The organism is Mediterraneibacter sp. NSJ-151, from assembly GCF_022487435.1.
GTDB classification, from domain to species: domain Bacteria; phylum Bacillota; class Clostridia; order Lachnospirales; family Lachnospiraceae; genus Schaedlerella; species Schaedlerella hominis.
Genome location: NZ_JAKVPP010000009.1, coordinates 96164 through 118817, shown reverse-complemented (window position 1 = coordinate 118817; position 22654 = coordinate 96164). Strand labels below are relative to the sequence as shown.

Here is a 22654-nt window from a genome sequence, read left to right as displayed (position 1 = left end):
TCTTTTTTAGGGGTGGCGGATTTTTTCCGCCACGATTGAAATATTAATTATTTTTTCTTATGTGAAATTATTTGTTTTCACCTTTTCTCTTCATGATATCAACCAATACAGCTGCGATTAATACAAATCCTGTAATGATCTGCTGCCAGTTAGCTGTCAATCCGATGAATGGAAGTCCTGTCTTTAACAGACAGATTACGAATACACCTGCAAGTGTTCCTGTGATACTTCCTGCACCACCTGACATTGATACGCCACCGATGATAGCTCCACCGATTGCTTCAAGCTCAAATCCGGCACCACTACCTGGCTGAACTGTTGCGAAGATAGCTGAGTAAGAAATTGAAGCTAATCCTGCGAAGAATCCGCAAATCACATAAGCCATAATGTGGTAGAATGTTACGTTTACACCAGATAATTTTGTTGCTTCTTTGTTACTTCCGATTGCAAGTGTATAACGTCCGATTTTTGTATGATTCAATACAAATGACATTACTACTACCAACAAGATAATCCATAAGAATCCGATTGGAATATTTGTTCCACCAACCTGAATCTTGAAGATTTTTCTAAACCATCCGCCTGCTGCTCCAGCTGCCGGCCATGAAATTCCAAATCCACCAGAAATGATAGATCCAAGACCTCGAGTAATCATGCATGTACAAAGTGTAGCTAAGAATGCAGGTAATTCCATGATTGCAACTAAGCATCCGTTTACAACACCTACTGCCATACCCATTAAGATACTAATCAGAATTCCAACTCCTGTAGGAAGTCCTTGATGTACGATCAAATATCCACCTACAAGTGAGTAACAAATAAGTCCTGTACCAATGGAAAGATCTACACCACCTGTCATCAATGTAAATGCAACTCCAATTGCCATCAATGAAATATAATATGAGAAATCAAGGATGTTAACAATTGTTGTATATTTTCTAAAGTTCGGGCTCATTATGCAGAAGAAGATAAACAATGCAATTACTACGAGAAGAACGATTACTTTCTGTCCTCCAAGTCTATCGATTGTCGACTTCTTCGTACCAGCCGTTTTCGTCGTTGTTTTTGCCATTACTTTTTCCTCCCTAATCAATCTCTCGTGTAGCCATGTTCATGATATTTTCCTGTGTAGCCTCGGAAATATCCAGCTCACCAGTTTTCTTTCCTTCACACATTACGACGATTCTATCACTCATACGTAATATTTCTGTCATCTCTGAGGAAATCATAATAATGGCTTTTCCTTCTGCTGCCAACTGATTCATCAATTTGTAAATCTCATTTTTAGCTCCAACGTCGATACCTCTTGTAGGCTCATCGAAAATCAGAATCTCTGAATCTCTTGTCAGCCATTTAGCGATAACAACTTTCTGCTGGTTACCACCTGACAGGTTTACTACCAGCTGATCTACTGTTGGTGTTTTTGTTGCAAGAGATTCTACATATTTCTTAGCAACTTCTTTCTCTTTCTTCTTATCGATAAAGATACCATTCATAAACTGTTCCATTGTTGCCATTGTTGTATTCTCAGCAACTGATTTCTGAACAACAATTCCGTATCTCTTTCTATCTTCTGAAAGATATCCGATACCACATCTAACAGCATCTTCCGGACTCTTGATTGTAACTTTTTTACCATTAATGTAAATGTCACCACTGTCAATCGGGTCAGCTCCAAATATAGCTCTTGCAGTCTCTGTACGTCCGGCACCCATAAGTCCTGAAAATCCAAGGATTTCACCTTTTCGTAATTCAAAACTTACATCCTGAACCATCTTACCTGCATTGAGGTGTTCTACCTTCAGAACAACCGGTGCATCTTTTGGTACTGTACTTTCAGTCTTAGGATCTTCATAGATAACACGACCAACCATCATGTTGATGATATCGTCTTTTGTACTATCTTTTGTAATCAATGTTCCAACATACTGACCATCTCGCATAACTGTAACACGGTCTGTAATGACTTTAATCTCATCCATACGATGTGAGATATAAACAATACCAAGCTGTTTTTCTCTCAAATCACGAATGATTTTAAAGAGTTCCTGAATCTCTGTCTCTGTTAATGCAGCAGATGGTTCGTCAAAGACGATTACTTTTGCATCATGAGAGATTGCTTTTGCGATCTCACACATCTGCTGTTTTCCGACTGTCAGGTTCGCCATTTTTTCTTTTGGATCAATATCGATGTTCATTCTGTCGAACAGCTTCTTAGCTTCTTCATTCATCTTCTTATCATCAATGCTAAGTCCTTTTTTGAACTCACGTCCGATAAAAATGTTCTGTGCAACAGTCAGATCACCTAACATGTTCAACTCCTGATGTACGATGATAACACCTGCATCCTGAGCTTCTCTTGCGTTTGTAAATTCTACTTCTTTTCCTTCATATGTAATTGTACCGGAATCTTTTTTGTAAATACCTGTCAACACTTTCATCAATGTTGATTTACCGGCACCGTTCTCTCCCATAAGTGCAAGGACTTCACCTTTTCTCACTTCCAGGTTTACATGATCCAAAGCATGTACACCAGGGAAAGACTTGTCAATATCTTTCATCGTTAAAATAACTTCGCCCATTCTATTACCCTTGCCTTTCTGTTCTCAATCTCAATTTCCCATGTATCATTATTAGTTCTTTCTACGTCTTGCAACAACATCACTGAATACTGCAACGATAACAATAATACCTGTAATAATAAGCTGATAATCTTTTCTTAAGCCAAGAGCCAGAATTCCTTCCTGAAGTAAAGCGATGATAAACACACCGATTACAGTACCGCTGATAGAAGCAAGACCTCCTGCCATGGAAGTTCCTCCCATTACACAACCAGCAATTGCTTCGTTGTTGTACTGATCACCATATCCAGGCTGAACTGTTGTATAAGCAGCTACATAGAAGAGTGCGCTGATTCCTACAAGGAGTCCACAGATAACATATGCTGCCATCTCCCATTTTTTAACATTTACACCTGAAAGTCGAACAGCTTCTTTGTTGCTTCCAAGTGAAAGAATGTAACGTCCGATTCTTGTCTTGTTCAAAATCACTGCACAAATAACTGCAACAGCCAAGAAAACAATCAAACCTACCGGAATATCCCCAACTTTGATAAGGTTTCTGTACCATCCACCTTCCTGTGATGCCTGTGGCCAGCTGACTGACTGTGTCTTTGTGTATACAGATGCAATACCTTTTGCAATGTTCATACTTGCCATTGAAGTGATGAATGAAGGTACTGACCAATATGCTACAAGATATCCGTTGAAGACACCAAACACAAGTCCTACAAGTAAGCTGATTATCATTGCTGCTGCCATAGGTACACCATGTGCTGTCAGGCTGTAACCTGCAACCAATGCACAACAGAACATAACTGGTCCGATAGAGAAGTCGATTCCGCCTGTTGCGATTACGAATGTAACTCCCAATGATAAGAACCCTAAAAAGTATGCATAGTTGAGAGCGCTCAGAATACGAGTTGTTCCAGCGAATCTGCCCTGTGTCATTAGAAAAATCCGTACAAGAGAAGCAAAACACCGCATAACACGATTCTGTTAAACCCTACCTTTTGTACAAAAGGATTTTGTTTAATTTTTCCCACGTTTCTTCCTCCTAGTTCTTTAATCTTATCTTTTCCCTTAAGACTTGTACTAAGTATAAACTTTATTAAATAATTATGAAATTGAATATCTTACTAAAAAAGGTTAAAAATTTCCTATTTGGAAATTTTTAACCTTTTTTTTGAATACAATTTACCTTATTGTCCCGAGAACGGATAAAGCAATCTTTGATTTTCTTCTTCATACATATTGTCTCTGGTAATAAGTTTACAGCCGGAATCAAGTGTTTTTTCTACTGTTTTCCCTTCTAACAGGGCAATTGCCTGTTCCACCCCCATATACCCCATATTAAATGGTTTCTGAATGATGATTCCATCAAAAACCCCTTCTTCCAAAAGTTGAATTTCTTCTACCGAATTATCAAAGCCAACCATTTTAATCTTTTTTTCCATCCCCATATCCTTTATTGCTCTTGCAGTTCCCACTGCTGCATATTCATTTGTTCCAATAAGCAACCGAATATCCGGATTTTTCATCAACATTGTTTTGGTCTGACTGTATGCTTTTTCATATGAAGAATCGCAATACAAAATATCTACAATATTCGCTTTGTAATTTTCAAGACCGTCTCTTATTCCATTTTCACGCTCTATCTCTGTAGATGTTCCTTTTACATGCCCCATGATGCCAATTTTTATGTCCTCATCAATCAACGTCTTTGCATATTCCCCTAATTCTTTACCAGCTTTATAATTATCTGTAGAGACTTCGCAGTCAGCAATATCATTTTCTGTAGTAGAATCAATATAGATCAAGGTAATTCCAGCATCCTTCACTTTCTGAAGCACATCATGCAGCAATGAATAATCCGACGGTGCAACCAGAATTGCATCCGGATTTTTCTGAATACTTTCTTCAATTGTTTTTATCTGTGTCTCAACATCATCTTCTGAACGGCCACCCAAAACTTCAATTTCTGCTCCAAACTCTTCTGCTCCCAGTTCTGCACCTTTTATAAGTGCCGTCCAGAAATCATTTGCAGAATCTATCGTCTTAGGGACAAAAATCAAATGATATGTCTTTTCCTTTTCCTGCTCTTCCTGCACCTGGATTCCGAAAGTTACCAGAATAGTCGCAAGAAGTATAAACAACACTATCCTGGTTCCTACTTTTCTACTCATCTGTCTACTCATGGTTTTCTCCTCCGTCTAACGGAATTGTAACTGTCGCCACTGTTCCTTCCCCTTGTCTGCTGATATATGAAATCCCATATTCCGGTCCATAATATAATTGCAGTCTTTTTTGTACATTTGGCACACCTACACCATTTGATTTTGGCTTTTTCTCTTTTTTCTGTTTTTCATCAAAAATATATTTCAAAGTTTCTTCGTCCATGCCTACGCCATCATCTGTAATTGTAATATATCCTTTTTTGCCCCTTACATATCCGCGTATGCTGATTTTTCCTTTTGTATCTTTATATTTTAATCCATGGTAAATCGCATTTTCTACCAATGGCTGAATTGCAAATTTTATAATGGACACACTACATATTTCAGGATCCACATCAATTGTATATTCCAGTTTATCTTTGTAGCGCATTTTCTGAATGGTCAGATAACTTTGCACATAATTCATTTCCTCTTCTACTCTTACTTGTTCTTTGTCATTACTGATACTTTGTCGTAATAATTTAGCCAGAGCTGAAGTCATCAGTACTACATCATCATTTTGTCCGGCTTCCGCCATCCATATGATTGAATCTAACGTATTATATAAGAAATGAGGATTGATCTGTGCCTGCAAAGCTTTCATTTCACTTTTTCGTTTTTCTTTCTGTGCGGCAACATTTTGCTCCATCAACTCCTGGATTCGTTTTGTCATCACATTAAATGATTTCGTCAAGCTTCCAATTTCATTCATTGTTGTCACTTCTACATTTGCCTGTTGAAATTTTCCTTCTTCGACTTTGCTCATCGAATCACGTAAAAGTAAAATTGGTCGTGTGATTTCTTTTGACAACAAACTTGAAATCACAATAACTGCCAACAATAGTATTGCAGCGACCATAATGTAATTCAACTGTGTCTGTTTGCTGTTTTTCAACAATTCCTTTGTATCCATTGCCCCAACAACCGTCCAACCGGTTTTTGTTGATTTGGACATTGTATACAGTTTATTTTCTCCATCACGCTTTATTTCCAGATAATCTGCTTTGCAATCCATGATTTCCCGAATGTTCTCTACCATCAGTCCGCCATACATCAACTGCTGCTTTGGATGATAGATTATATTTCCATCTTCATCTAAAATAAAAATATAACCTTTTTCTCCAATATTATTTTTATTACACAGATCACTAATTGCACTATAGTTCAAATCCATGAAGAAAACGCCTTCTCGTTTTCCTGATTGATTATTCACCAATGCACGGCTTAGCGTGATAACCCATTTATAACTTGTAGGAATTGCATTCTGCACATGTGAAGATGACACAGCAATTCCACTTTTAGATTGCATTGCCTCCTGATACCAATCCAATGACTGCACATCTATATAATCTGTCAGGCTTCCGTCTTCATCATTTACAAGATATTTTCCATTTTCTGCCACTGCTGCAACATTCGAAATATCATTTCTACTTTCCTTGATTGTTGCAAACTGTGTTAAGATACGTTTTTTCTCTTCCTCAAACTCTTCTTCTGTTTGATGTTCATCAAAGAAATATTTTGCTACGTCTGTACTTTTTGCCATCAATGAAGACGTATTCTCCATGTAGTCGATATAATTGTCTATATCTGAGTTTACCTGTTTGATGATCTGTGTAGAATAATCAATCGAATTTTCATAAATTGTTTTCTTTGTAGAATTCATAGCAATCACCAAAAAGATAACTACCGCGATTACCATTAACACAGAAAATGAAACCAGCATCGTATTCTGAATACTTTTGAATCTTCCGAAAAATGTTCTGGAATGTTCTTTTTGCTTTCTCATGATTTTCTTCCTTTAGCATATTCTTTCGGTGACATCCCTGTTGCCTTCTTGAAGGCAATACCAAAATAGTGTGGATCACTAAAACCAACTTTTTCTGCAATTTCGTAATTTTTCATCGTTGTCTTTTGTAGCATTTGTTTTGCTTTTTCCATTCGGACACTTGTCAATACTTCCAGAAATGTTTTTCCAGTCTCTTCTTTAAAGATTGTACTGAATCTGCTTGTACTAATATTTAAATATTCGCATACACTGTTCAAACTCAAATCGGGATTTCCGTAATTATCTTTTATATACTCCATTGCCTGTGCTGCTTGTCTTTCTCCGCTGGTCTGGCATGCTTCCTGTACTGCTTTTAATCCGGATAGTGCATATTCTTTTGTAATCTCCATTGCCTGGTCCAGATTTCTTGCCTCTGTAATACTTGTAAGGGCAGAATCCGGTAACACAAATGATTCCTGCGTTTCACGCCCCACCTCGTATACAATCTGTAAAACATGCTGAAGATATGCAATTGACTTTCTTCTATTAATATAGCCTGTTTTCAACCAGCTTCTCATGTGTTCCATAGCATCGTCCAGGACTTCTCTATCTCCTCCTCTGATAGCTATAGCAATATCACGATAATCCATCTCTAATTCCATGGGATTTTCTTTTTGTTTTTCCTCTTCACAGTCAAACATGATTCCAGAACCTTTGGTATATCGATATTGAAGCACTTCGCTTGCACTCTCATATGATTTGGAAAGCTCCTCAAGTGAATCCACATAGCATCCCATTCCCATGGAAATGCTCAGCTGCATAGCAGAATATACATTTTTCTGAATATCCTTGCATATTTCAACAATTTCTTTTCTAAATTCCTGCGGGCGGTTCGTCCAAAGTAATAAACACACTCTATTATCTGCATCACGAAATGCGATTCCGGCATTATACTCTGAAATAATCTCACTGCTTATATTTTCTACAACAAATGCCATCAATGCACTTTCTTTTTTCTGCTCTGGATTTATCTCATATAATCCTGAATAAACATCAATATCTATCACAACTGTTCTGTATGAACTTCCACTGATTTCAATATCAAATTCTTTCAACTCATCCAGACTTCTTTTTACTTCCTGCGTTCCTTTTACAAGACGAGACAATATTCTGGAAATAATCACCGCTTCATTTTTTGTATAACTATGATACACTTTCGTCAACTGATCGATTTTTTTCTCTTCTTTTCTTTTGGAATCCAGCTTTTCACGAATCCGAATCAAAACCTCTGACAGTTCTTTCGCTGTTACCGGCTTTAATATATACTCTGACACTTTATATTGTATTGCCTGTTTTGCATATTCAAAATCGCTATAACCGCTGAAAATAATAATTGCCGTCTGAGGACAATTTTCACTTAAATATTTGCTCAGTCCCATTCCATCTATGTATGGCATACAAATATCTGTCAACACAACATCAACCGGATGACTTTTTACAAATTCAATAGCATCTTTTCCGTTTTCACAGTCTCCGACCAACTCATACCCCAGTTCATTCCATTCTATTTTTTTGCTGATTGCTTCTCTGACAAGTATCTCATCATCTACCAGTAATACTTTATACACATTTTTCTCCTCCGTGTAATTTGCTCTTTACGAGATTAATATTCTCTCAAAAATCTGTTATTAGTATACCTCAATTTACAACAAAAAACCACAATCAGATGCTAAGCAATTGTGCTTTTTTTATTAAAACAAAGAATGTGCCTTGGCACATTCTTGCTCCTGCGGCGGTCGCTTGCGACATCTACAGAGTTGGGAGTCATCTCACATCTGATATATCAAAAAAGACCGCATAAGCGGTCTTTTCGAAAAGGGATTTTTTATGTTTTAATTATTTACACAGTTTTTTGAATTCGTCTGCTACAAACTGAACCTTTGTACCAACAACAACCTGTACTGCATTCTTTCCAGGTCTGATTACTCCTGCAACACCTGCAGATTTAATCTTTTTCTCATCAACTGCTGTATAATCTTTGATTTCCAGACGAAGTCTTGTAATACAGTTATCAATAGATGTAACGTTTTCTTTTCCGCCAACACCTTCTAAGATAACTTTAGCAACTTCTGTATAATCATTGTTTGCCAGAGTTACTTTTGTTTCATCTGTATCATCATCGTCTTCTCTACCTGGTGTTTTCAGATCGAATTTTGTAATTGCAAATCTAAATACAACGTAGAATACGATAAATGCTGCGATTCCAAGAGGAATGATCAACACTGTTCTCTGTGCTGCTGGAAGTGATGCTGAGAACAGAAGGTCTGTTGCTCCAGCTGAGAATGAGAATCCTGCACGGAATCCAACTAATGTTGTAATCACTGTAAAGATACCATATAACAATGCATATACTACATAAAGTCCAGGAGCAAGGAACATAAATCCAAACTCGAATGGCTCTGTAACACCACAAACAAATGCACAAAGTGCTGCTGATGCTACAAGACCGATTGCAACTTTTTTCTTGTTATCTTTAGCACACTGAATCATTGCCAATGCTGCTCCAGGGATACCAAACATCATACATGGGAAGAATCCTGACATGTACATTCCAAGGCTCCAGTTAACATCTGCTGATGTTTCTCCAGCCCAGAAGTGTGTCAAATCTCCAAGTCCGATTGTGTCGAACCAGAATACGTTGTTCAATGCATGGTGCAATCCTGTTGGGATTAACAATCTGTTCAAGAATGCGTAGATACCAGCTCCGATAGCTCCCATACCTGCAATTCCTTTACCAACTGAAATCAACAGTCCAAAAAGAATTGGCCATACGAACAATAATACTACTGATACAACAATTGAAACCACACCAGCTACGATTGCAACGCAACGTTTTCCACTGAAGAATGAAAGCCAATCTGGTAATTTTGTGTTTTTAAATTTGTTGTAACATGTAGATCCGATAACACCTGCAAGGATACCGATAAATGGGTTTGCGATTTTATCGAATGCTAATGTTTTGTCTACATTATCTGCAATTGAAGGGAACAGAGTTGTTACAAAACCTGTACTTAATAATGTTGTGATCATTAACCATGATGCAAGTGCTGCAAGACCACCTGTACCATCATTATCTTCTGACATACCAACACCAACACCAATTACAAATAACAGTGCCATGTTATCAATTAATGCTCCACCTGCTTTTACCAAAAAGATACCTACTAATGGTCCAAAACCTGTGATATCTCCACCCTGCATACTAGCTGGACATAAGAGATATCCAATACCCATCAGGATACCACAAATTGGAAGACATGCTACAGGCAGCATTAAAGCTTTTCCTAATTTCTGTAAATACTTCATACCTTTACCTCCTCTAAATCACTCTCGTCTGTAAATCCCTTTATTTATTTTAACCCGGACATTACCAGGCAAAATACATTGATTAAGTTGTTCTTTCTGATATTCTGTGCTTTCTTTGAATATCGTTTACTATTTTTCAGTGATAATGATTACATCGTCTCCAGCCTGTACATCTTTTCCGTCCAGACCATTTACTGCGGCATAATCATCTGTATTGCAAATCAGCATTGGTGTGATTGTATCATAACCTGCTGCTTTTACCTTGTCTAAATCGACTTCTAAAAGTAAATCACCTTTTTTTACAGTATCGCCTGCTTTCACATAACCTTTAAAACCTTCTCCATTCATCTTTACTGTATCAAGTCCGATATGGATAAGTATTTCAACACCTTCTTTTGTAGTCAAACTAACTGCATGGAGCGTATTAAACACCATTCCGATCGTTCCGTCTGCCGGAGCGTATATCTTACTGTCTTCAGGGCAAATTGCTATTCCCTTTCCAAGCATTCCTTCACTAAATGTTGGATCGTTCACACTTGAAAGCGGTACTGCCTTTCCTTTTACCGGTGAACCGATAATCAATTCCAACTGCTTTTTCTTTTTAAAAAAATCAAACATGTTCTTAGCCTCCTTATTTTTCCACCGCAGTAACTCTGCGAATATGAACTGATAAATACATAACTTCCTCGTCTGAAAGTGTACATCCTGTTGCTTCTTTTATATATGCTGCAACTTTCTCACTGCAGTTATACTCTTTGGGATACTTTCGCTGCATCATCTGTGCTAATTCTTTATCTTCACTAGAAAGTAATTCCTTACGATAAATTCTCTGAAGCAAAAACTTCACATGTGTAACAAAGCGTTCGTAATGCAATGATCCTTCATCTAATTCCAGCCCCAGCTCTTGTTCCACGATCCTCACAATATCATTCATCTGATTAGGAAATTTTAATGCATCATGAATATCTGTTCCATACTCAGCATTTACAAAATGCAGTGCTATAAAGCCTGCTTCATCCTCTGGTAATTTAATCCCCAGTCTTTCATATATCAGCTGTAATGCATATGTTCCAAGTTGAAACTCATGTGAATAAAATCGTTTAATCTCCCACAATAACGCATTCTCCGGTTCGATTCCCTGGCTTACTCTCTCAATTGCAAAATTAATGTGATCAGTTAAAGTCACATATATACTCTGATTTAATTTTAACTTCAATTGATCTTTCGCATAAGCAATAATCTCTGCTGAAATCTCCACGCGCTCCAACGGCATATCAGCGAGTAATTCTTTTAATTGTTCAGCAAGTGTTTTACTTTTCATTCTGAATATCTTTTCCACCTGCTCACTCGGTACAGTCTGTCCTGGTTTCTTCTTAAAACCAATCCCTCTGCCCATCACAACAACTTCTGTCCCCGACTCCTCAAACGCAGAAATTATATTATTATTGATCACTTTATCAATTATAATTTCTCCCATATTATTCCTTTTCTATTACATAAAAAAACCCAGAACTATAGACTGAGACCCTCAGCCATAAATTCTGGTTTTGCCTGCCTTACAGTAACAATCCTCATAACTTCAATTGATATTGTTATTATAACAAATTCTCTTTTTATCGTCAAGCGTTCGTTTATTTTTTGTTAATAATGTTTATATTTCTTTTAGTTTTTTGGTAATTCTGCTGATTAATTATTTTTTGTTCCAAAATATTTTTCATGCAATATTAACATTTTAATGTACTTTGACATATCTCACCAAAAAAGGTATACTTTTTATAAAAATAAATGTAGGGAGGTATATTTTATGCTGATTCAAAGTAAAAAAGTTTGGATTGCGGATCAGTTTGTACCAGCAGTGATTGAAATCCATGAAGGTAAAATCACCGATGTTCTTCCATATGAAAGCAGAACACCTGATGTTGACTACGGGGACAAGCGCATTGTACCGGGTTTCCTCGATATTCATTGTCATGGTGCTTTCAAATTTGACACCAATGATGCAAACGAAGAAGGTCTTCGTAACTGGAGCAAACATATTGTTTCTGAAGGAGTAACTGCATTTCTTGCTACAACGATTACTCAAAGTGAAGAAATCTTAACTAATGCTGTTGCTAATGTCGCTAAAGTTATGGAGGATGGATATGAGGGTGCTGAAATTCTTGGCATTCACTTCGAGGGACCTTATCTTGATATGAAATATAAAGGAGCACAGCCGGAGCAATTTATCGCAAAACCAACAATTGAACAGTTTGAAAGATATCAGGCTGCCGCCAAAGGACACATCAAATATGTTACTATGGCTACCGAAACTGATGAAGATTTTACCTTGACACGTTATCTGGCTTCACATGGCGTAGTTGTCAGTATCGGACATTCTGCTGCAACTTATGAACAGGCAGTCATGGCATACGCACATGGTGCACGTTCTATGACACATGTATACAACGGCATGAGTCCGTTCACTCATCGTGCAAATGGTCTTGTAGGTGCAGCTTACCGTCTTCGTACTATGTATGGTGAGATTATCTGTGATGGCAATCACTCTACTCCTGCCGCCTTAAATAATTACTTTATGTCTAAAGGACCTGATTATGCGATCATGATATCCGACGCATTAATGGCAAAAGGAACACCTGTAGGAAGTAAATTTATTTTCGGTGGAAATGAAATTGAGATTTATCCTGATGGAAGTGCGCATCTGACCGAAAGTGGTACACTTGCCGGTTCTACACTGAGATTAAACGAGGGACTTCGCATACTTGTCGAAGAGGCGCTTGTTCCATTTAACTATGCGATCAACTCTTGTACTATCAATCCAGCGCGTTGCCTCGGCGTTGATGATCGAAAAGGTGCTATCGGAGTCGGAAAAGACGCTGATCTGGTTGTGTTGGATTCAGACTATAGTGTTTTACAAACCTATTGCATGGGAAATGCCAAACTTTAAGTATTAATATATTCTATTCAAGTCGAGCAGTTACTCACCACCTGAAGAGGTGGGAGTCTTCTCGACTGAGATAAAAAAATGAGGTGAAACCCAAGTAAGTTTCACCTCATTTTTATTGGAATATATTTCTTACCACAATTTCTGATACATTTTCACAACGTCTTCCTTCGTTGGAACACGTGGATTTGTAGCTGTACATGCATCTGCAAGCGCTGCATCTGCCATACGATCAATTGCGTTAAAATATTCTTCTTTTGAAATTGTTCCCATCTGTGAAATTGACAGCGGAATATCCATTTCTTTCAACATAAACTGTACCCAGTTTACAAGTGAACGAACAGTCATAATTTTGTTATAACTGCTAAGTCCTAAAATCTGAGCAACAGTAGCATAACGTTTCACAGCCGGCAGATATTCTTTCTGGCTCTTGCTGTGTTTGTTAATATCACTGTTAAATTCAATAATATGTGGAAGCAGCATTGCATTCGCACGTCCATGTGGAATATGGAATGTTGCTCCTAACTGATGTGCCATACCATGATTTAATCCGAGTGAAGCTGTGTTAAAAGCAAGTCCTGCCAGACAAGATGCAGAATGCATCTTCTGACGTGCATGTGTATCATTTCCATCAAGATAAGCTCTTAATAAAAATACGCCACAAATTTCAATTGCCTTCTCAGCCAACGCGTTCGTAAAATCACTTCTATTTGTACTTACGCATGCCTCTAATGCATGTGTAAATACATCCATACCTGTATCTGCTGTAATTGCCGGTGGCACACTCTTTACTAATTCTGCATCCAGAATTGCTTCATCCGGTGTTAAGTGTTCAGATACAAGAGGATATTTCATTTTTTCTTTTGGATCAGAAACCACAGCAAAAGATGTAACCTCAGAACCTGTTCCACTCGTTGTTGGTATTGCGATCAATCCAACTTCAGCATATGGTTCTACTCGCAATGCAAACTCGCGGATAGATTTTGATGAGTCAATTGCTGAACCTCCACCGACTGCAACAAGTACATCCGGTTTGTATTCCAGCATCTTTTTGACGCCTTCTGAAATCTTTTCAATCGGAGGATCTGGAACAACATCTTTAAAAATCTCAAATTCTTTATTTGCACGTTTAAGCGGATCTGTTACCAAATTGAACATACTGCTCTGTGCCATAAATGGATCTGTGATAATCAACACTTTGTTGTACGGGATCTCTGCCAATCTATCTAAAGCCTGATCTCCAAAAAATACTTTTGTCTTTATTTCAAAGCTTCTCATACTATTCTTCCTCTATTCGGGATAAATACATTCAATTCCATACTCTTTAAATGCCTGAAGCCAAACTTCGTCTGGTTTCGCATCTGTAACTACCATACTAATATCTTCCAGTGTACCAATCTCTGTAAATGCTGTCTTCCCAAACTTTGAACTATCTACAGCAAGAACTTTTTCTCTTCCTGCGTGTAGCATCGTTTTCTTATTGTTTGCATGAAGTTCCTCTGTATCTGTCATCCCTGTCTCTAGATCAAATCCCTTTGCCGAAACAATTGCTACATCCACATGATAAGACTTTAACATCTTATCTGTCTGCGGACCTACCAGTGCAAATGATCCTTCTCTCATTGCACCACCTGTTGACAGTACATTAACATTAGGCGTATCAAACATTTCTATCAAAATCTCGATTGAATTTGTTATTAATGTCAGATTCTTTCTCTCTTTCAATGCTTTTGCAATATACACAGCTGTTGAACTCGCATCAAGCATAATACTGGTACCATCTTTAATTCTGGAACTGATCACTTCCGCAATTTTCTGTTTGCTGATCACATTCCTCTTTTTACGGATATTAAATGGCAAATCTACATTTGCATTTTCATTAATTACTGCTCCGCCATAACTTTTTATCGCGAATCCATCGTTCTCAAGCTTTTCCAGATCTCTTCGAATCGTTTCCTCCGATACCTTATAAATCTGACTCAACTCACTTACGACCACCCGACGTTCAGCCTGCAGTTTTTCTAAAATAGCATTTCTTCTCTCTATTGCAAGCATCCCTTTGCCTCCCAGTCATTTTTTTGAGTTATGTAACTGTTTGGCACTTACACAACAAACTGTGTATCGCAGCACCAAACAGCCACTGGATCTCTATTTATTCAACTACAGAATCGCATTGCGAATCTGTGCATCTGGATGTGCAATAACAGAAGAATCAAGGAACATTCCATCCTCTGCTACTACGCTTTTAGCACGTTCGATCGCTGCTTCTACAGCTGCCACCTCGCCTGTGAGCATCATGTATGACTTACCACACATACCTCTTGCGATTCTAAGCTCAACCAAATCAACAATTGCTGTTTTTGCAGCTTCATCTGCTGCTACAATAATCGATGTAGCATCATATGTTTCTACAATACCAAGTGCGGATACATCCTCAATTGCTGTGGCACCATAGATTGCCGGAAAAATGGATTCGTGTGGGTTACCGAGCACAAAACTGTTGATCAAGTATCTTCCGTGCAGATTCTTTGCATTATCAACTGCTGCACGAACAGCACTCAGATCTCCTGAAATGATTACGATATATTTTCCCGGACATACGGTCTGTGCTTCAATGATATCGACTTCTGAGGTCTTTACCATAGCATCTGCTGCCACAACACCTGAAGCAACAGTCTTATATTCTACCATTCCAATTGCCTTACTCATTTACCTGCACGTCCTTCCTGAGTTTCTATAATTACATACTTGTCAGTAACTTCACTGACAACTCCATCTATAGATGCGTGGATTCCAACGCTCAATCCCTTAGCTGGTTCTGCAATCATCTGTCCTTTTGTTACTTTATCGCCCTGTTTTACAATTGCTGCTGCCGGAGCACCAATATGCTGGCTCAGCATAATTTTAACTTTTGAAACAGGAACTACAGACTCATCAAGCGGAGCCTCTTTATTGTATTTTGTCAGATCCAGTCTCGCCATCAGACGTTCCATAGGAACTTTACGATATTCACGTTCCGGTCCAACCGGTTTTGCTTCTACCTTTGGCGGTCTGAGTCCATTTGCTCTTAAGCCAGCTTTATATTCTGCCATTAATGTTCTTGGTGATAATCCCTGCATGCAAGAATACATCTCGCAAAGACCACAAGAAGAACAGAACATTGTATTTACAAAAATATTCGGTTCCTGAACATCTTTACATGTAGCAGCACGCATAAATAAATGTGGCTGGATTGGATGTCCCAGTCTGTTTCTTGGGCAAAGATCTGTACACATTGAACACTGACAACAACAAGCTGCTGCACGTTTCAGATCGATACTCGTTTTCTTTCTCTTTTTCTGAATGATCAAATGCTCTTCTGGAAGAACCAGTACTGCATTTGTTGTTTTTGTTACAGGAAGTGAACCACTTCCAATGAATCCCATCATTGGTCCTCCAATAAAGTATACTGGATTCTTTGTTGTAATTCCACCTGCAAGTTTTACTGTATCTTCGATTGTAGTTCCAATAGGAACTCTGACTGTTACCGGATGATCTACCTCGGCAACAACAGATACCAGTTTATCTACAACCGGAGTACTCTGATTAATTGCTCTGTATGCATTGTATACGGTCTCTACATTAAATACGGCAACTCCCTGTTCAATCGGAAGTCCTCCCGGACGTACCACTTTCTTTGTGACTTCATAGATCAAAACAACTTCATCACCGGCTGGATATACCTCATCCAGCAGTCCCAGTCTTACTTCCGGGTATGCTCCGATTACACCATTCAGTGCATCGATAGTCTTTGTATAAGCTTTTTTGATACCAATTACGAGTTCTTTTGCACCAACTGCCTGACCAATCAAATGAAATGTCTCAACAATCTCCTGTGCATATTTTTCCAGTAATTGTCTATGTAATCTCAGTAGTGGTTCACACTCTGCACAGTTAAGAATCAATGTCTCAGCATTTTCATTTAACTTTGCGTATGTAGGGAATCCGGCACCACCTGCACCAACAATACCATTTTGTTGCAATATGTTGCTTAATTCTTTCATATCCATCATTTTCACTACTCCAGTCCTGTTCCGTCATCAATAATTCCAACGATTGCAGCATCGATAGGTGCGTCCTCCATATCAGTTCCTACTCTGGCTGCACTTCCCTGTGCCACCAATACATAGTCTCCAATCCCGGCACCAATCTTGTCGATCGCAATGATCTGATCAGCTCCTCCGGTCTGTACATGCTGCTTCAACACTTCTACAATCATGAATTTATTTCCAACTAATCTTTCGCATTTCCGTGTTGATACAACACTGCCTTTCACTTTTCCTATCAGCATAATCTTCTCCTCTTGCAACCTGTAAGAAATCTATTTGATAATTCTTACTGTATCTCCTGTCGCAATCTTCGCTGCATTCGCTTCATCTGTATCGATATGCATCTCAAGTGTAAAGCTGTCATCTACACGAATCTGTACATTGTTAAATGTTGTTCCGCGTTCATTGTCTGCTTTAACTGAAACGATATCTCCATCATGTACACCTGCTGCCATTGCATCTTGTGGTGCCATGTGAATATGTCTTTTGGCTACAATACATCCTTCATTCAGGTAAATCGCACCTTTTGGTCCAACTACCGCAATTGCAGCGGATCCTGCAATATTACCGGACTCTCTTATTGGAGCTTTTACTCCGAGACGAAGTGCATCTGTAGCAGAAATCTCTACCTGTGATTTACTTCTGACCGGTCCCAGGATTCTAACATTCTCGATTGCTCTAAGCTTCAGACCAACAATTGTGACTGTCTCATTTGATGCAAATTGTCCGCCCATAAGCCCTTTTTTCTTTGTAAGCTGGTATCCTTCTCCGAATAAAGCTTCTACATGCTCCTGTGTCAGATGAATATGTCTTGCGGACACACCAACCGGAACCACATAACCATTTTCAGAAGAAGCTTCCTGTTTCTGAATTGACTCCAGCACCATTCTTGTGATTAATTCTATACTTTGATTATCCATAATACGTCTCCTTGTATTATGCGGATTCTCCACATTTGGAAAATCATATCATTTTATGACATGACAGCCTTACAGTTTTTATCCTGTAAGGCTATCTGTCACCCTGATCGCATTTATTAGTCGATATGTGGAAGAATTTTTTCTACATCATTGTGTGGTCTTGGGATTACGTGTGTTGCTACTAATTCTCCAAGTCTTCCAGCTGCGTCTGCACCTGTTTCAACTGCTGATTTAACAGCTCCTACGTCTCCACGTACCATAACTGTTACAAGACCAGATCCGATTTTCTCTGTTCCTACTAATACTACGTTAGCAGCTTTTAACATTGCATCTGCTGCTTCGATTGATGCTACAAGACCTCTTGTTTCAACCATTCCTAATGCTTCCTGTGCCATTCTTTTTTCCTCCTTATGAATTGTTTCTGTTATCTGCTCTGCTTTTTGTGTTGTTTTTCTTACACGTTGCACTGTCTTAGCCGGTGCTTTTGCAGTTGCCGTTTTTGTTGTTTTCTTTGTGGATGCAGCTTTTGTTGTACTCTTCTTAGCCGTACCAGCTGCTTTAGAAGACGCTTCTTTCTTCTCTTGACCTGTCGGCTTCTTTTCCTCTGCCATCGTAACTGCCCTCCTTAACAAACTCGATTCGCACTGTTCTCAATCAGTTTCAGAATCTCTTCATGGGGACTTGGGATTACAACATGAGCAACCGGGTCTTTGATTCCATTGGCCGTAGCTGCTTCAATGGCCTGTGTTACCGATGATACATCTCCGCGGATGATAACCGTTACAAGTCTTCCACCTAACTTCTTTTCCCATGTAACCAGCTCTACCTCAGCTGTTTTGCACATAATATCAATTGCGACTACTGCTGCTGTTACACTTGGGATTTCAAAAAATCCATATGCCTGTCCCATGAGACTGCTCCTTTACTTCTCTACATCCGCAGTCTGTTCTAACCCAAACTGCGGATATTTATCATTATATTAGTTAATTATACAGTAGGAAGGATTTTCTCAACATCGTTGTGTGGTCTTGGGATTACGTGTGTTGCTACTAATTCTCCAAGTCTTCCAGCTGCGTCTGCACCTGTTTCAACTGCTGCTTTAACTGCTCCAACGTCTCCACGTACCATAACTGTTACAAGACCAGATCCGATTTTCTCTGTTCCTACCAATGTTACCTCTGCTGCTTTAGTCATTGCATCTGCTGCTTCGATTGCTGCTGTAAGTCCTCTTGTTTCTACCATTCCTAATGCTAACTGTGCCATTATTATTTCCTCCTAAAATCTTATATAAATACTATGTTTGATGTTTATTTATCTAAACCACTAATTTTCAGCATCTTCTCTGTATCCTCTGTAGGTCTTGCGATTTCATATTCAGCGACAATTCCCGCAAGTTCATTTGCTCTTTTTGTTGCTGCCTCCAACGCTGCCTTTACATCTGATACACTTCCACGAAACTTAACCATTACGATCAATGGTACCGGTAATTCGTCTGCATTTGCCGGTTTATTCTTATCAAAAGTCTCCAGTCTTACATTACCTGCTTTACATCCCGCATCTGCTGCTGCAAATGCAGTTGCCAGCCCGAAGACTTCTAACATGCCTACTGCTTCTCCCATATCATTTCTCCTTCAAGGGGCAGTTATTATTTATTCACAATCGCAATCTTAAGACCCTTCTGCTCTAAGTTTGTAATATGAGCTTCGTTGATCTCTTCCAATGGGAATTTGTGTGTGATAAGTTTTTCCATTGGAAGTCCGATTCCTTTTGCTCTCTTCAAGAAATCAAATGTTGTTGCATAATCTCTCAGTGTGTATACCCAAGATCCTACCAATGTGATCTCTTTTGAACAAAGATCAAAGTGTGGGTTAATTGTTGCATCTCCACCATTGATGAAGAATCCAAGTTCACAAAGTCCTCCACCATTGCGGATGAATTTGTAAATATTCGCATGAGCTACAGGAGATCCTGTACACTGGAATGCAAAATCTGCTGCATGTCCGCCAAATGCTTCTTTTACAGCATCTGCAAGTGCATCAATGCCTTTATGATTCATGAAGTTAACTGACTTCTCTGCTCCCATTTCTTTTGCGAATGCAAGTCTCTGCTCGTTACCATCAACTGCCACAATATTCTCAATACCCATTGTACGCAAAACAGCGATACAAATCAAGCCGATTGGTCCACATCCCTGAACAACAACACGACTGTTGAATCTTAAGATTCCTGTTGTTTTAGCTCTTTCTACTGCATGGATCAATACTGCACATGGCTCGATGAGGATTCGAGAATCAAGATCAAGATCACTTACATTAAAGATTGAAGATCCTTCTCTGACTAAGATGTAATCTGAGAACCATCCATTCAAATGGATATCATCATCTGGAAGTAATCCGTATACATCAGCTCCACCGATATTCTTCTTGTTCAAATCGAACATCTCGATCTCCGGATCATCTTTAAAAATCATACATGTTACAACTTTGTCTCCGACTTTCAGTGGTTTTCCTGCACTGTCAACTTTGACATTTTTACCCATTTTTACGATTTCTCCTGTACCCTCATGTCCAAGAGCAACTGGGATCAATCCAAATGGATCTCTCTTGAATTCGTGTGCGTCTGTTCCGCAGACTCCACAACCTTCTACTTTAACAAGAATATCTCCGTCACCAACTTCTGGGATTGGGAATTCTTTGATATCATAATGCTCCAGAGATGTCAGCATAGCTACGCGTGCTGTCTTTGGAATTGCCTGGCTTGCTGGTGCCGGCGCACTTGCTGCAGGTGCTGCAACAGGTGATTTTAACATATTTTCAAGTACCTGTTTTACAACTTCTTCTACGTTTGCAGAATTCATTTCCATTGTGTTACCCTCCATATTATTATCTGATACACAAGCTGTCTGTCATAACACATCTTCTTCTCTTAGTAAATGTGCTTGCGCTTGTCAGTCCTTCTCCTGTACGGCTTGCGATTGTGAAAGTACAGAATCCTTCACCACCAAAGCCAAGTGCTGAATACGAAGGTCCATTCTTTACAAGAATAGCTGTATCAATTGCTTTTGCATATTTTGTAATGTTATCCACATTCTTTGAATGGATATGTGCAGAATGTCTGTTGCCATGCTCCAGCCACACTGCCTGCTCTACTGCATCATCAAAATCTTTCGCTCTGACAACACCGAGAATTGGCATCATCAATTCTGTTGCGATCAATGGATGCTCCTTTGGTCCTTCAAATGTGATACATCTGATATTGTCCGGAACCTGAACTCCGATCATACCAAGTAATGTTTTAGCATCTCTACCTACACATTTACGATTTAATTTTCCACCTTTGAGAACTACTTCTGTCAGTGCATCCTGCTCTTCTTTTGATGCAAGATAACATCCCTGTTCACTTACCATGTAGTGCATCAATTCATCTGCAATAGAATCTACTGCAACGATTTCTTTTTCTGCGATACATGGGAGGTTGTTATCAAATGTACATCCGTTAACAATATCTTCTGCTGCTTTACGGATGTCTGCTGTCTCATCTACCAGTGCTGGTGGGTTACCTGCTCCGGCTCCGATTCCTCTCTTACCAGAAGAAAGCACTGCTGTTACTACACCAGGACCTCCTGTAGCTGCAATCAAAGGAATATCTTTATGTTTCATCATGACAGCACTTGTTTCCATCGTAGGTTTTTCAACAGTAACTGCGATGTTATCCGGACCGCCTGCTTCGATGGATGCTTCATTTAACATATTTACTGCATAAATAGAAGTCTTAATTGCCGCTGGATGTGGGTTGAATACAACTGTATTACCTCCTGCCAGCATTCCGATTGTATTACACAGAACTGTCTCACTTGGGTTTGTACAAGGAGTAATTGCTCCAATAACTCCAAATGGTCCCATCTCAATCAATGTAAGTCCTCTATCACCTGACCATGCAGTTGTTGTAATATCTTCTGTTCCAGGTGTTTTTTCAGCAACGAGCTGATGTTTTAAAATTTTATGTCCAACATTTCCCATGCCTGTTTCCTGCACACCCATATGTGCAAAAGTTTCAGCATTTTCTTTAATTTTTGTTCTAATGTTAGAAATGATCTTTTCTCTCTGATCCATAGACATCTTAGCAACGATTTTCTGTGATTTCTTCGCAGCTTCAATTGCTTCGTTCATGTCTTTGAATACTCCATGATTACCAGTAACATCGGCAGAAATCTGCATCTTTGCAACAACTTCTTTAACGATGTCCTGAATCATCTGTTCATTTACAGACACGCTAATACCTCCTTAAAAGCTTCTTTTCCATAAGCAGCAAGCTCTGTGTCTTCTTTTGCACTGCCACCGCTTACACCTAAAGCTCCGATTATTTTGCCATCTGCTTCCAGCACCTCTCCACCGCCGAAGATTACGATCTTACCTTCATTAGTGAACTGAATACCATATAACTCTTTACCCGGCTGGCTTAGTTCAGCCAGCTTTGCGGTAGACATTTTTAAGCTTGCCGAAGTAAATGATTTATTCAACGCAATGTCGAAACTTGCTATATAAGCACCATCCATGCTCTGGACTGCCACCGGTCTCCCTGCGGCATCCGCAACTGCAACTACTACGTTCAATCCCATCGTCTCTGCCTTTGCCTTCACTTTATCGATCAGACTATTTGCCTTATCCAATGTCATCTTGTTCTTTTTACATTTACAGACATGTCCTTGTGCATGGTGAGAACCGTTCGCATTCATCCCTTCCAGCACAGCCTTCACTGCATTGGAAATATCCTGTTCGTTCATACCAGTCCTCATTTCTT

General features: G+C 39.0%; 22 protein-coding genes and 1 pseudogene. 1 reads left to right on the top strand and 22 read right to left on the bottom strand.

What is annotated here, in order from left to right; genetic code table 11:
- Positions 1 to 67: 67 nt before the first annotated feature.
- The 9 genes and pseudogenes from LQE94_RS10730 to licT form a co-directional block, all read right to left on the bottom strand.
- Entirely contained in the window at positions 68 to 1072 is a 1005-nt protein-coding gene (locus tag LQE94_RS10730; RefSeq protein ID WP_022075816.1) for an ABC transporter permease, read from the bottom strand.
- 13 nt (positions 1073 to 1085) lie between these two features.
- Positions 1086 to 2582 carry a sugar ABC transporter ATP-binding protein gene (locus LQE94_RS10725; protein ID WP_240577673.1) on the bottom strand — a complete coding sequence of 499 codons (1497 nt, stop codon included), beginning with the start codon at positions 2580 to 2582 and terminating at the stop codon, positions 1086 to 1088.
- Positions 2583 to 2633: 51 nt separating this feature from the next.
- Positions 2634 to 3604, bottom strand: a pseudogene (locus LQE94_RS10720) (ABC transporter permease).
- A 156-nt stretch (positions 3605 to 3760) separates the two neighbouring features.
- Positions 3761 to 4756, bottom strand: coding sequence for a substrate-binding domain-containing protein (locus LQE94_RS10715; protein WP_118724201.1), 996 nt, complete (start codon positions 4754 to 4756; stop codon positions 3761 to 3763).
- Positions 4749 to 6560 carry a cache domain-containing sensor histidine kinase gene (locus LQE94_RS10710; RefSeq protein ID WP_118737166.1) on the bottom strand — a complete coding sequence of 604 codons (1812 nt, stop codon included), beginning with the start codon at positions 6558 to 6560 and terminating at the stop codon, positions 4749 to 4751. The genes LQE94_RS10715 and LQE94_RS10710 overlap by 8 nt, the downstream gene beginning before the upstream one ends.
- Positions 6557 to 8167 (bottom strand): response regulator, encoded by a 1611-nt coding sequence (locus LQE94_RS10705; RefSeq protein ID WP_022075821.1) that lies wholly within the window; start codon positions 8165 to 8167, stop codon positions 6557 to 6559. Before LQE94_RS10705 ends, LQE94_RS10710 begins: the two co-directional genes overlap by 4 nt.
- Before the next feature lie 268 nt (positions 8168 to 8435).
- Positions 8436 to 9905, bottom strand: coding sequence for a PTS transporter subunit EIIC (locus LQE94_RS10700; RefSeq protein ID WP_240577672.1), 1470 nt, complete (start codon positions 9903 to 9905; stop codon positions 8436 to 8438).
- A 129-nt stretch (positions 9906 to 10034) separates the two neighbouring features.
- Positions 10035 to 10523 carry a PTS sugar transporter subunit IIA gene (locus LQE94_RS10695; protein ID WP_240577671.1) on the bottom strand — a complete coding sequence of 163 codons (489 nt, stop codon included), beginning with the start codon at positions 10521 to 10523 and terminating at the stop codon, positions 10035 to 10037.
- 13 nt (positions 10524 to 10536) lie between these two features.
- Positions 10537 to 11373, bottom strand: coding sequence for a BglG family transcription antiterminator LicT (licT, locus tag LQE94_RS10690; protein WP_118737218.1), 837 nt, complete (start codon positions 11371 to 11373; stop codon positions 10537 to 10539).
- A 336-nt stretch (positions 11374 to 11709) separates the two neighbouring features.
- Between licT and nagA the strand changes: the two genes are divergently transcribed.
- Positions 11710 to 12849: an N-acetylglucosamine-6-phosphate deacetylase gene (gene nagA / locus LQE94_RS10685; protein WP_118737170.1), complete on the top strand. Its 1140-nt coding sequence runs from the start codon at positions 11710 to 11712 to the stop codon at positions 12847 to 12849.
- A gap of 129 nt (positions 12850 to 12978) precedes the next feature.
- Here nagA and LQE94_RS10680 read toward each other — a convergent pair whose 3' ends face one another.
- The 13 genes from LQE94_RS10680 to LQE94_RS10620 form a co-directional block, all read right to left on the bottom strand.
- Positions 12979 to 14124, bottom strand: a complete 1146-nt coding sequence (locus LQE94_RS10680) for a 1-propanol dehydrogenase PduQ (RefSeq protein ID WP_186865258.1) — start codon at positions 14122 to 14124, stop codon at positions 12979 to 12981.
- Positions 14125 to 14136: 12 nt separating this feature from the next.
- Positions 14137 to 14901, bottom strand: coding sequence for a DeoR/GlpR family DNA-binding transcription regulator (locus LQE94_RS10675; RefSeq protein ID WP_240577670.1), 765 nt, complete (start codon positions 14899 to 14901; stop codon positions 14137 to 14139).
- Between the two features lie 105 nt (positions 14902 to 15006).
- The gene (locus tag LQE94_RS10670; RefSeq protein WP_117990394.1) at positions 15007 to 15555 is read right to left on the bottom strand and encodes a BMC domain-containing protein; all 549 of its coding nucleotides are present in this window, start codon (positions 15553 to 15555) and stop codon (positions 15007 to 15009) included.
- The gene (locus LQE94_RS10665) at positions 15552 to 16895 is read right to left on the bottom strand and encodes a 4Fe-4S dicluster domain-containing protein (protein ID WP_118737219.1); all 1344 of its coding nucleotides are present in this window, start codon (positions 16893 to 16895) and stop codon (positions 15552 to 15554) included. Before LQE94_RS10665 ends, LQE94_RS10670 begins: the two co-directional genes overlap by 4 nt.
- Positions 16896 to 16903: 8 nt before the next feature.
- Positions 16904 to 17176: a EutN/CcmL family microcompartment protein gene (locus tag LQE94_RS10660; RefSeq protein WP_022075385.1), complete on the bottom strand. Its 273-nt coding sequence runs from the start codon at positions 17174 to 17176 to the stop codon at positions 16904 to 16906.
- Between the two features lie 30 nt (positions 17177 to 17206).
- Positions 17207 to 17854, bottom strand: coding sequence for a phosphate propanoyltransferase (pduL, locus tag LQE94_RS10655; protein ID WP_022075384.1), 648 nt, complete (start codon positions 17852 to 17854; stop codon positions 17207 to 17209).
- A 116-nt stretch (positions 17855 to 17970) separates the two neighbouring features.
- Positions 17971 to 18249, bottom strand: coding sequence for a BMC domain-containing protein (locus tag LQE94_RS10650; RefSeq protein WP_118724244.1), 279 nt, complete (start codon positions 18247 to 18249; stop codon positions 17971 to 17973).
- A 230-nt stretch (positions 18250 to 18479) separates the two neighbouring features.
- On the bottom strand, positions 18480 to 18764 hold the full coding sequence (locus LQE94_RS10645) for a BMC domain-containing protein (RefSeq protein ID WP_022075382.1): 285 nt from the start codon (positions 18762 to 18764) through the stop codon (positions 18480 to 18482).
- A gap of 77 nt (positions 18765 to 18841) precedes the next feature.
- Positions 18842 to 19117: a BMC domain-containing protein gene (locus LQE94_RS10640; RefSeq protein WP_009003872.1), complete on the bottom strand. Its 276-nt coding sequence runs from the start codon at positions 19115 to 19117 to the stop codon at positions 18842 to 18844.
- Between the two features lie 44 nt (positions 19118 to 19161).
- On the bottom strand, positions 19162 to 19473 hold the full coding sequence (locus LQE94_RS10635; protein WP_022075381.1) for a BMC domain-containing protein: 312 nt from the start codon (positions 19471 to 19473) through the stop codon (positions 19162 to 19164).
- A 26-nt stretch (positions 19474 to 19499) separates the two neighbouring features.
- Entirely contained in the window at positions 19500 to 20717 is a 1218-nt protein-coding gene (locus LQE94_RS10630; RefSeq protein WP_022075380.1) for a zinc-binding dehydrogenase, read from the bottom strand.
- A 19-nt stretch (positions 20718 to 20736) separates the two neighbouring features.
- On the bottom strand, positions 20737 to 22125 hold the full coding sequence (locus LQE94_RS10625) for an aldehyde dehydrogenase family protein (RefSeq protein ID WP_022075379.1): 1389 nt from the start codon (positions 22123 to 22125) through the stop codon (positions 20737 to 20739).
- Positions 22116 to 22637, bottom strand: a complete 522-nt coding sequence (locus tag LQE94_RS10620) for a GlcG/HbpS family heme-binding protein (RefSeq protein ID WP_022075378.1) — start codon at positions 22635 to 22637, stop codon at positions 22116 to 22118. The genes LQE94_RS10625 and LQE94_RS10620 overlap by 10 nt, the downstream gene beginning before the upstream one ends.
- Positions 22638 to 22654: the final 17 nt, after the last annotated feature.

What these genes read in the sequence shown, in the direction of transcription:
- LQE94_RS10725 (WP_240577673.1), bottom strand. Translation starts at nt 2,582, where the DNA reads ATGGGCGAAGTTATTTTAACGATGAAAGATATTGACAAGTCTTTCCCT.
- pduL (WP_022075384.1), bottom strand. Translation starts at nt 17,854, where the DNA reads ATGGATAATCAAAGTATAGAATTAATCACAAGAATGGTGCTGGAGTCA.
- LQE94_RS10730 (WP_022075816.1), bottom strand. Translation starts at nt 1,072, where the DNA reads ATGGCAAAAACAACGACGAAAACGGCTGGTACGAAGAAGTCGACAATC.
- LQE94_RS10635 (WP_022075381.1), bottom strand. Translation starts at nt 19,473, where the DNA reads ATGGGAGAAGCAGTAGGCATGTTAGAAGTCTTCGGGCTGGCAACTGCA.
- LQE94_RS10710 (WP_118737166.1), bottom strand. Translation starts at nt 6,560, where the DNA reads ATGAGAAAGCAAAAAGAACATTCCAGAACATTTTTCGGAAGATTCAAA.
- LQE94_RS10715 (WP_118724201.1), bottom strand. Translation starts at nt 4,756, where the DNA reads ATGAGTAGACAGATGAGTAGAAAAGTAGGAACCAGGATAGTGTTGTTT.
- LQE94_RS10620 (WP_022075378.1), bottom strand. Translation starts at nt 22,637, where the DNA reads ATGAACGAACAGGATATTTCCAATGCAGTGAAGGCTGTGCTGGAAGGG.
- LQE94_RS10695 (WP_240577671.1), bottom strand. Translation starts at nt 10,523, where the DNA reads ATGTTTGATTTTTTTAAAAAGAAAAAGCAGTTGGAATTGATTATCGGT.
- LQE94_RS10645 (WP_022075382.1), bottom strand. Translation starts at nt 18,764, where the DNA reads ATGGGACAGGCATATGGATTTTTTGAAATCCCAAGTGTAACAGCAGCA.
- LQE94_RS10665 (WP_118737219.1), bottom strand. Translation starts at nt 16,895, where the DNA reads ATGGATATGAAAGAATTAAGCAACATATTGCAACAAAATGGTATTGTT.
- LQE94_RS10660 (WP_022075385.1), bottom strand. Translation starts at nt 17,176, where the DNA reads ATGCTGATAGGAAAAGTGAAAGGCAGTGTTGTATCAACACGGAAATGC.
- LQE94_RS10670 (WP_117990394.1), bottom strand. Translation starts at nt 15,555, where the DNA reads ATGAGTAAGGCAATTGGAATGGTAGAATATAAGACTGTTGCTTCAGGT.
- nagA (WP_118737170.1), top strand. Translation starts at nt 11,710, where the DNA reads ATGCTGATTCAAAGTAAAAAAGTTTGGATTGCGGATCAGTTTGTACCA.
- LQE94_RS10675 (WP_240577670.1), bottom strand. Translation starts at nt 14,901, where the DNA reads ATGCTTGCAATAGAGAGAAGAAATGCTATTTTAGAAAAACTGCAGGCT.
- LQE94_RS10630 (WP_022075380.1), bottom strand. Translation starts at nt 20,717, where the DNA reads ATGGAAATGAATTCTGCAAACGTAGAAGAAGTTGTAAAACAGGTACTT.
- LQE94_RS10640 (WP_009003872.1), bottom strand. Translation starts at nt 19,117, where the DNA reads ATGGCACAGTTAGCATTAGGAATGGTAGAAACAAGAGGACTTACAGCA.
- LQE94_RS10700 (WP_240577672.1), bottom strand. Translation starts at nt 9,905, where the DNA reads ATGAAGTATTTACAGAAATTAGGAAAAGCTTTAATGCTGCCTGTAGCA.
- LQE94_RS10650 (WP_118724244.1), bottom strand. Translation starts at nt 18,249, where the DNA reads ATGGCACAGGAAGCATTAGGAATGGTTGAAACAAGAGGTCTTGTAGCA.
- LQE94_RS10680 (WP_186865258.1), bottom strand. Translation starts at nt 14,124, where the DNA reads ATGAGAAGCTTTGAAATAAAGACAAAAGTATTTTTTGGAGATCAGGCT.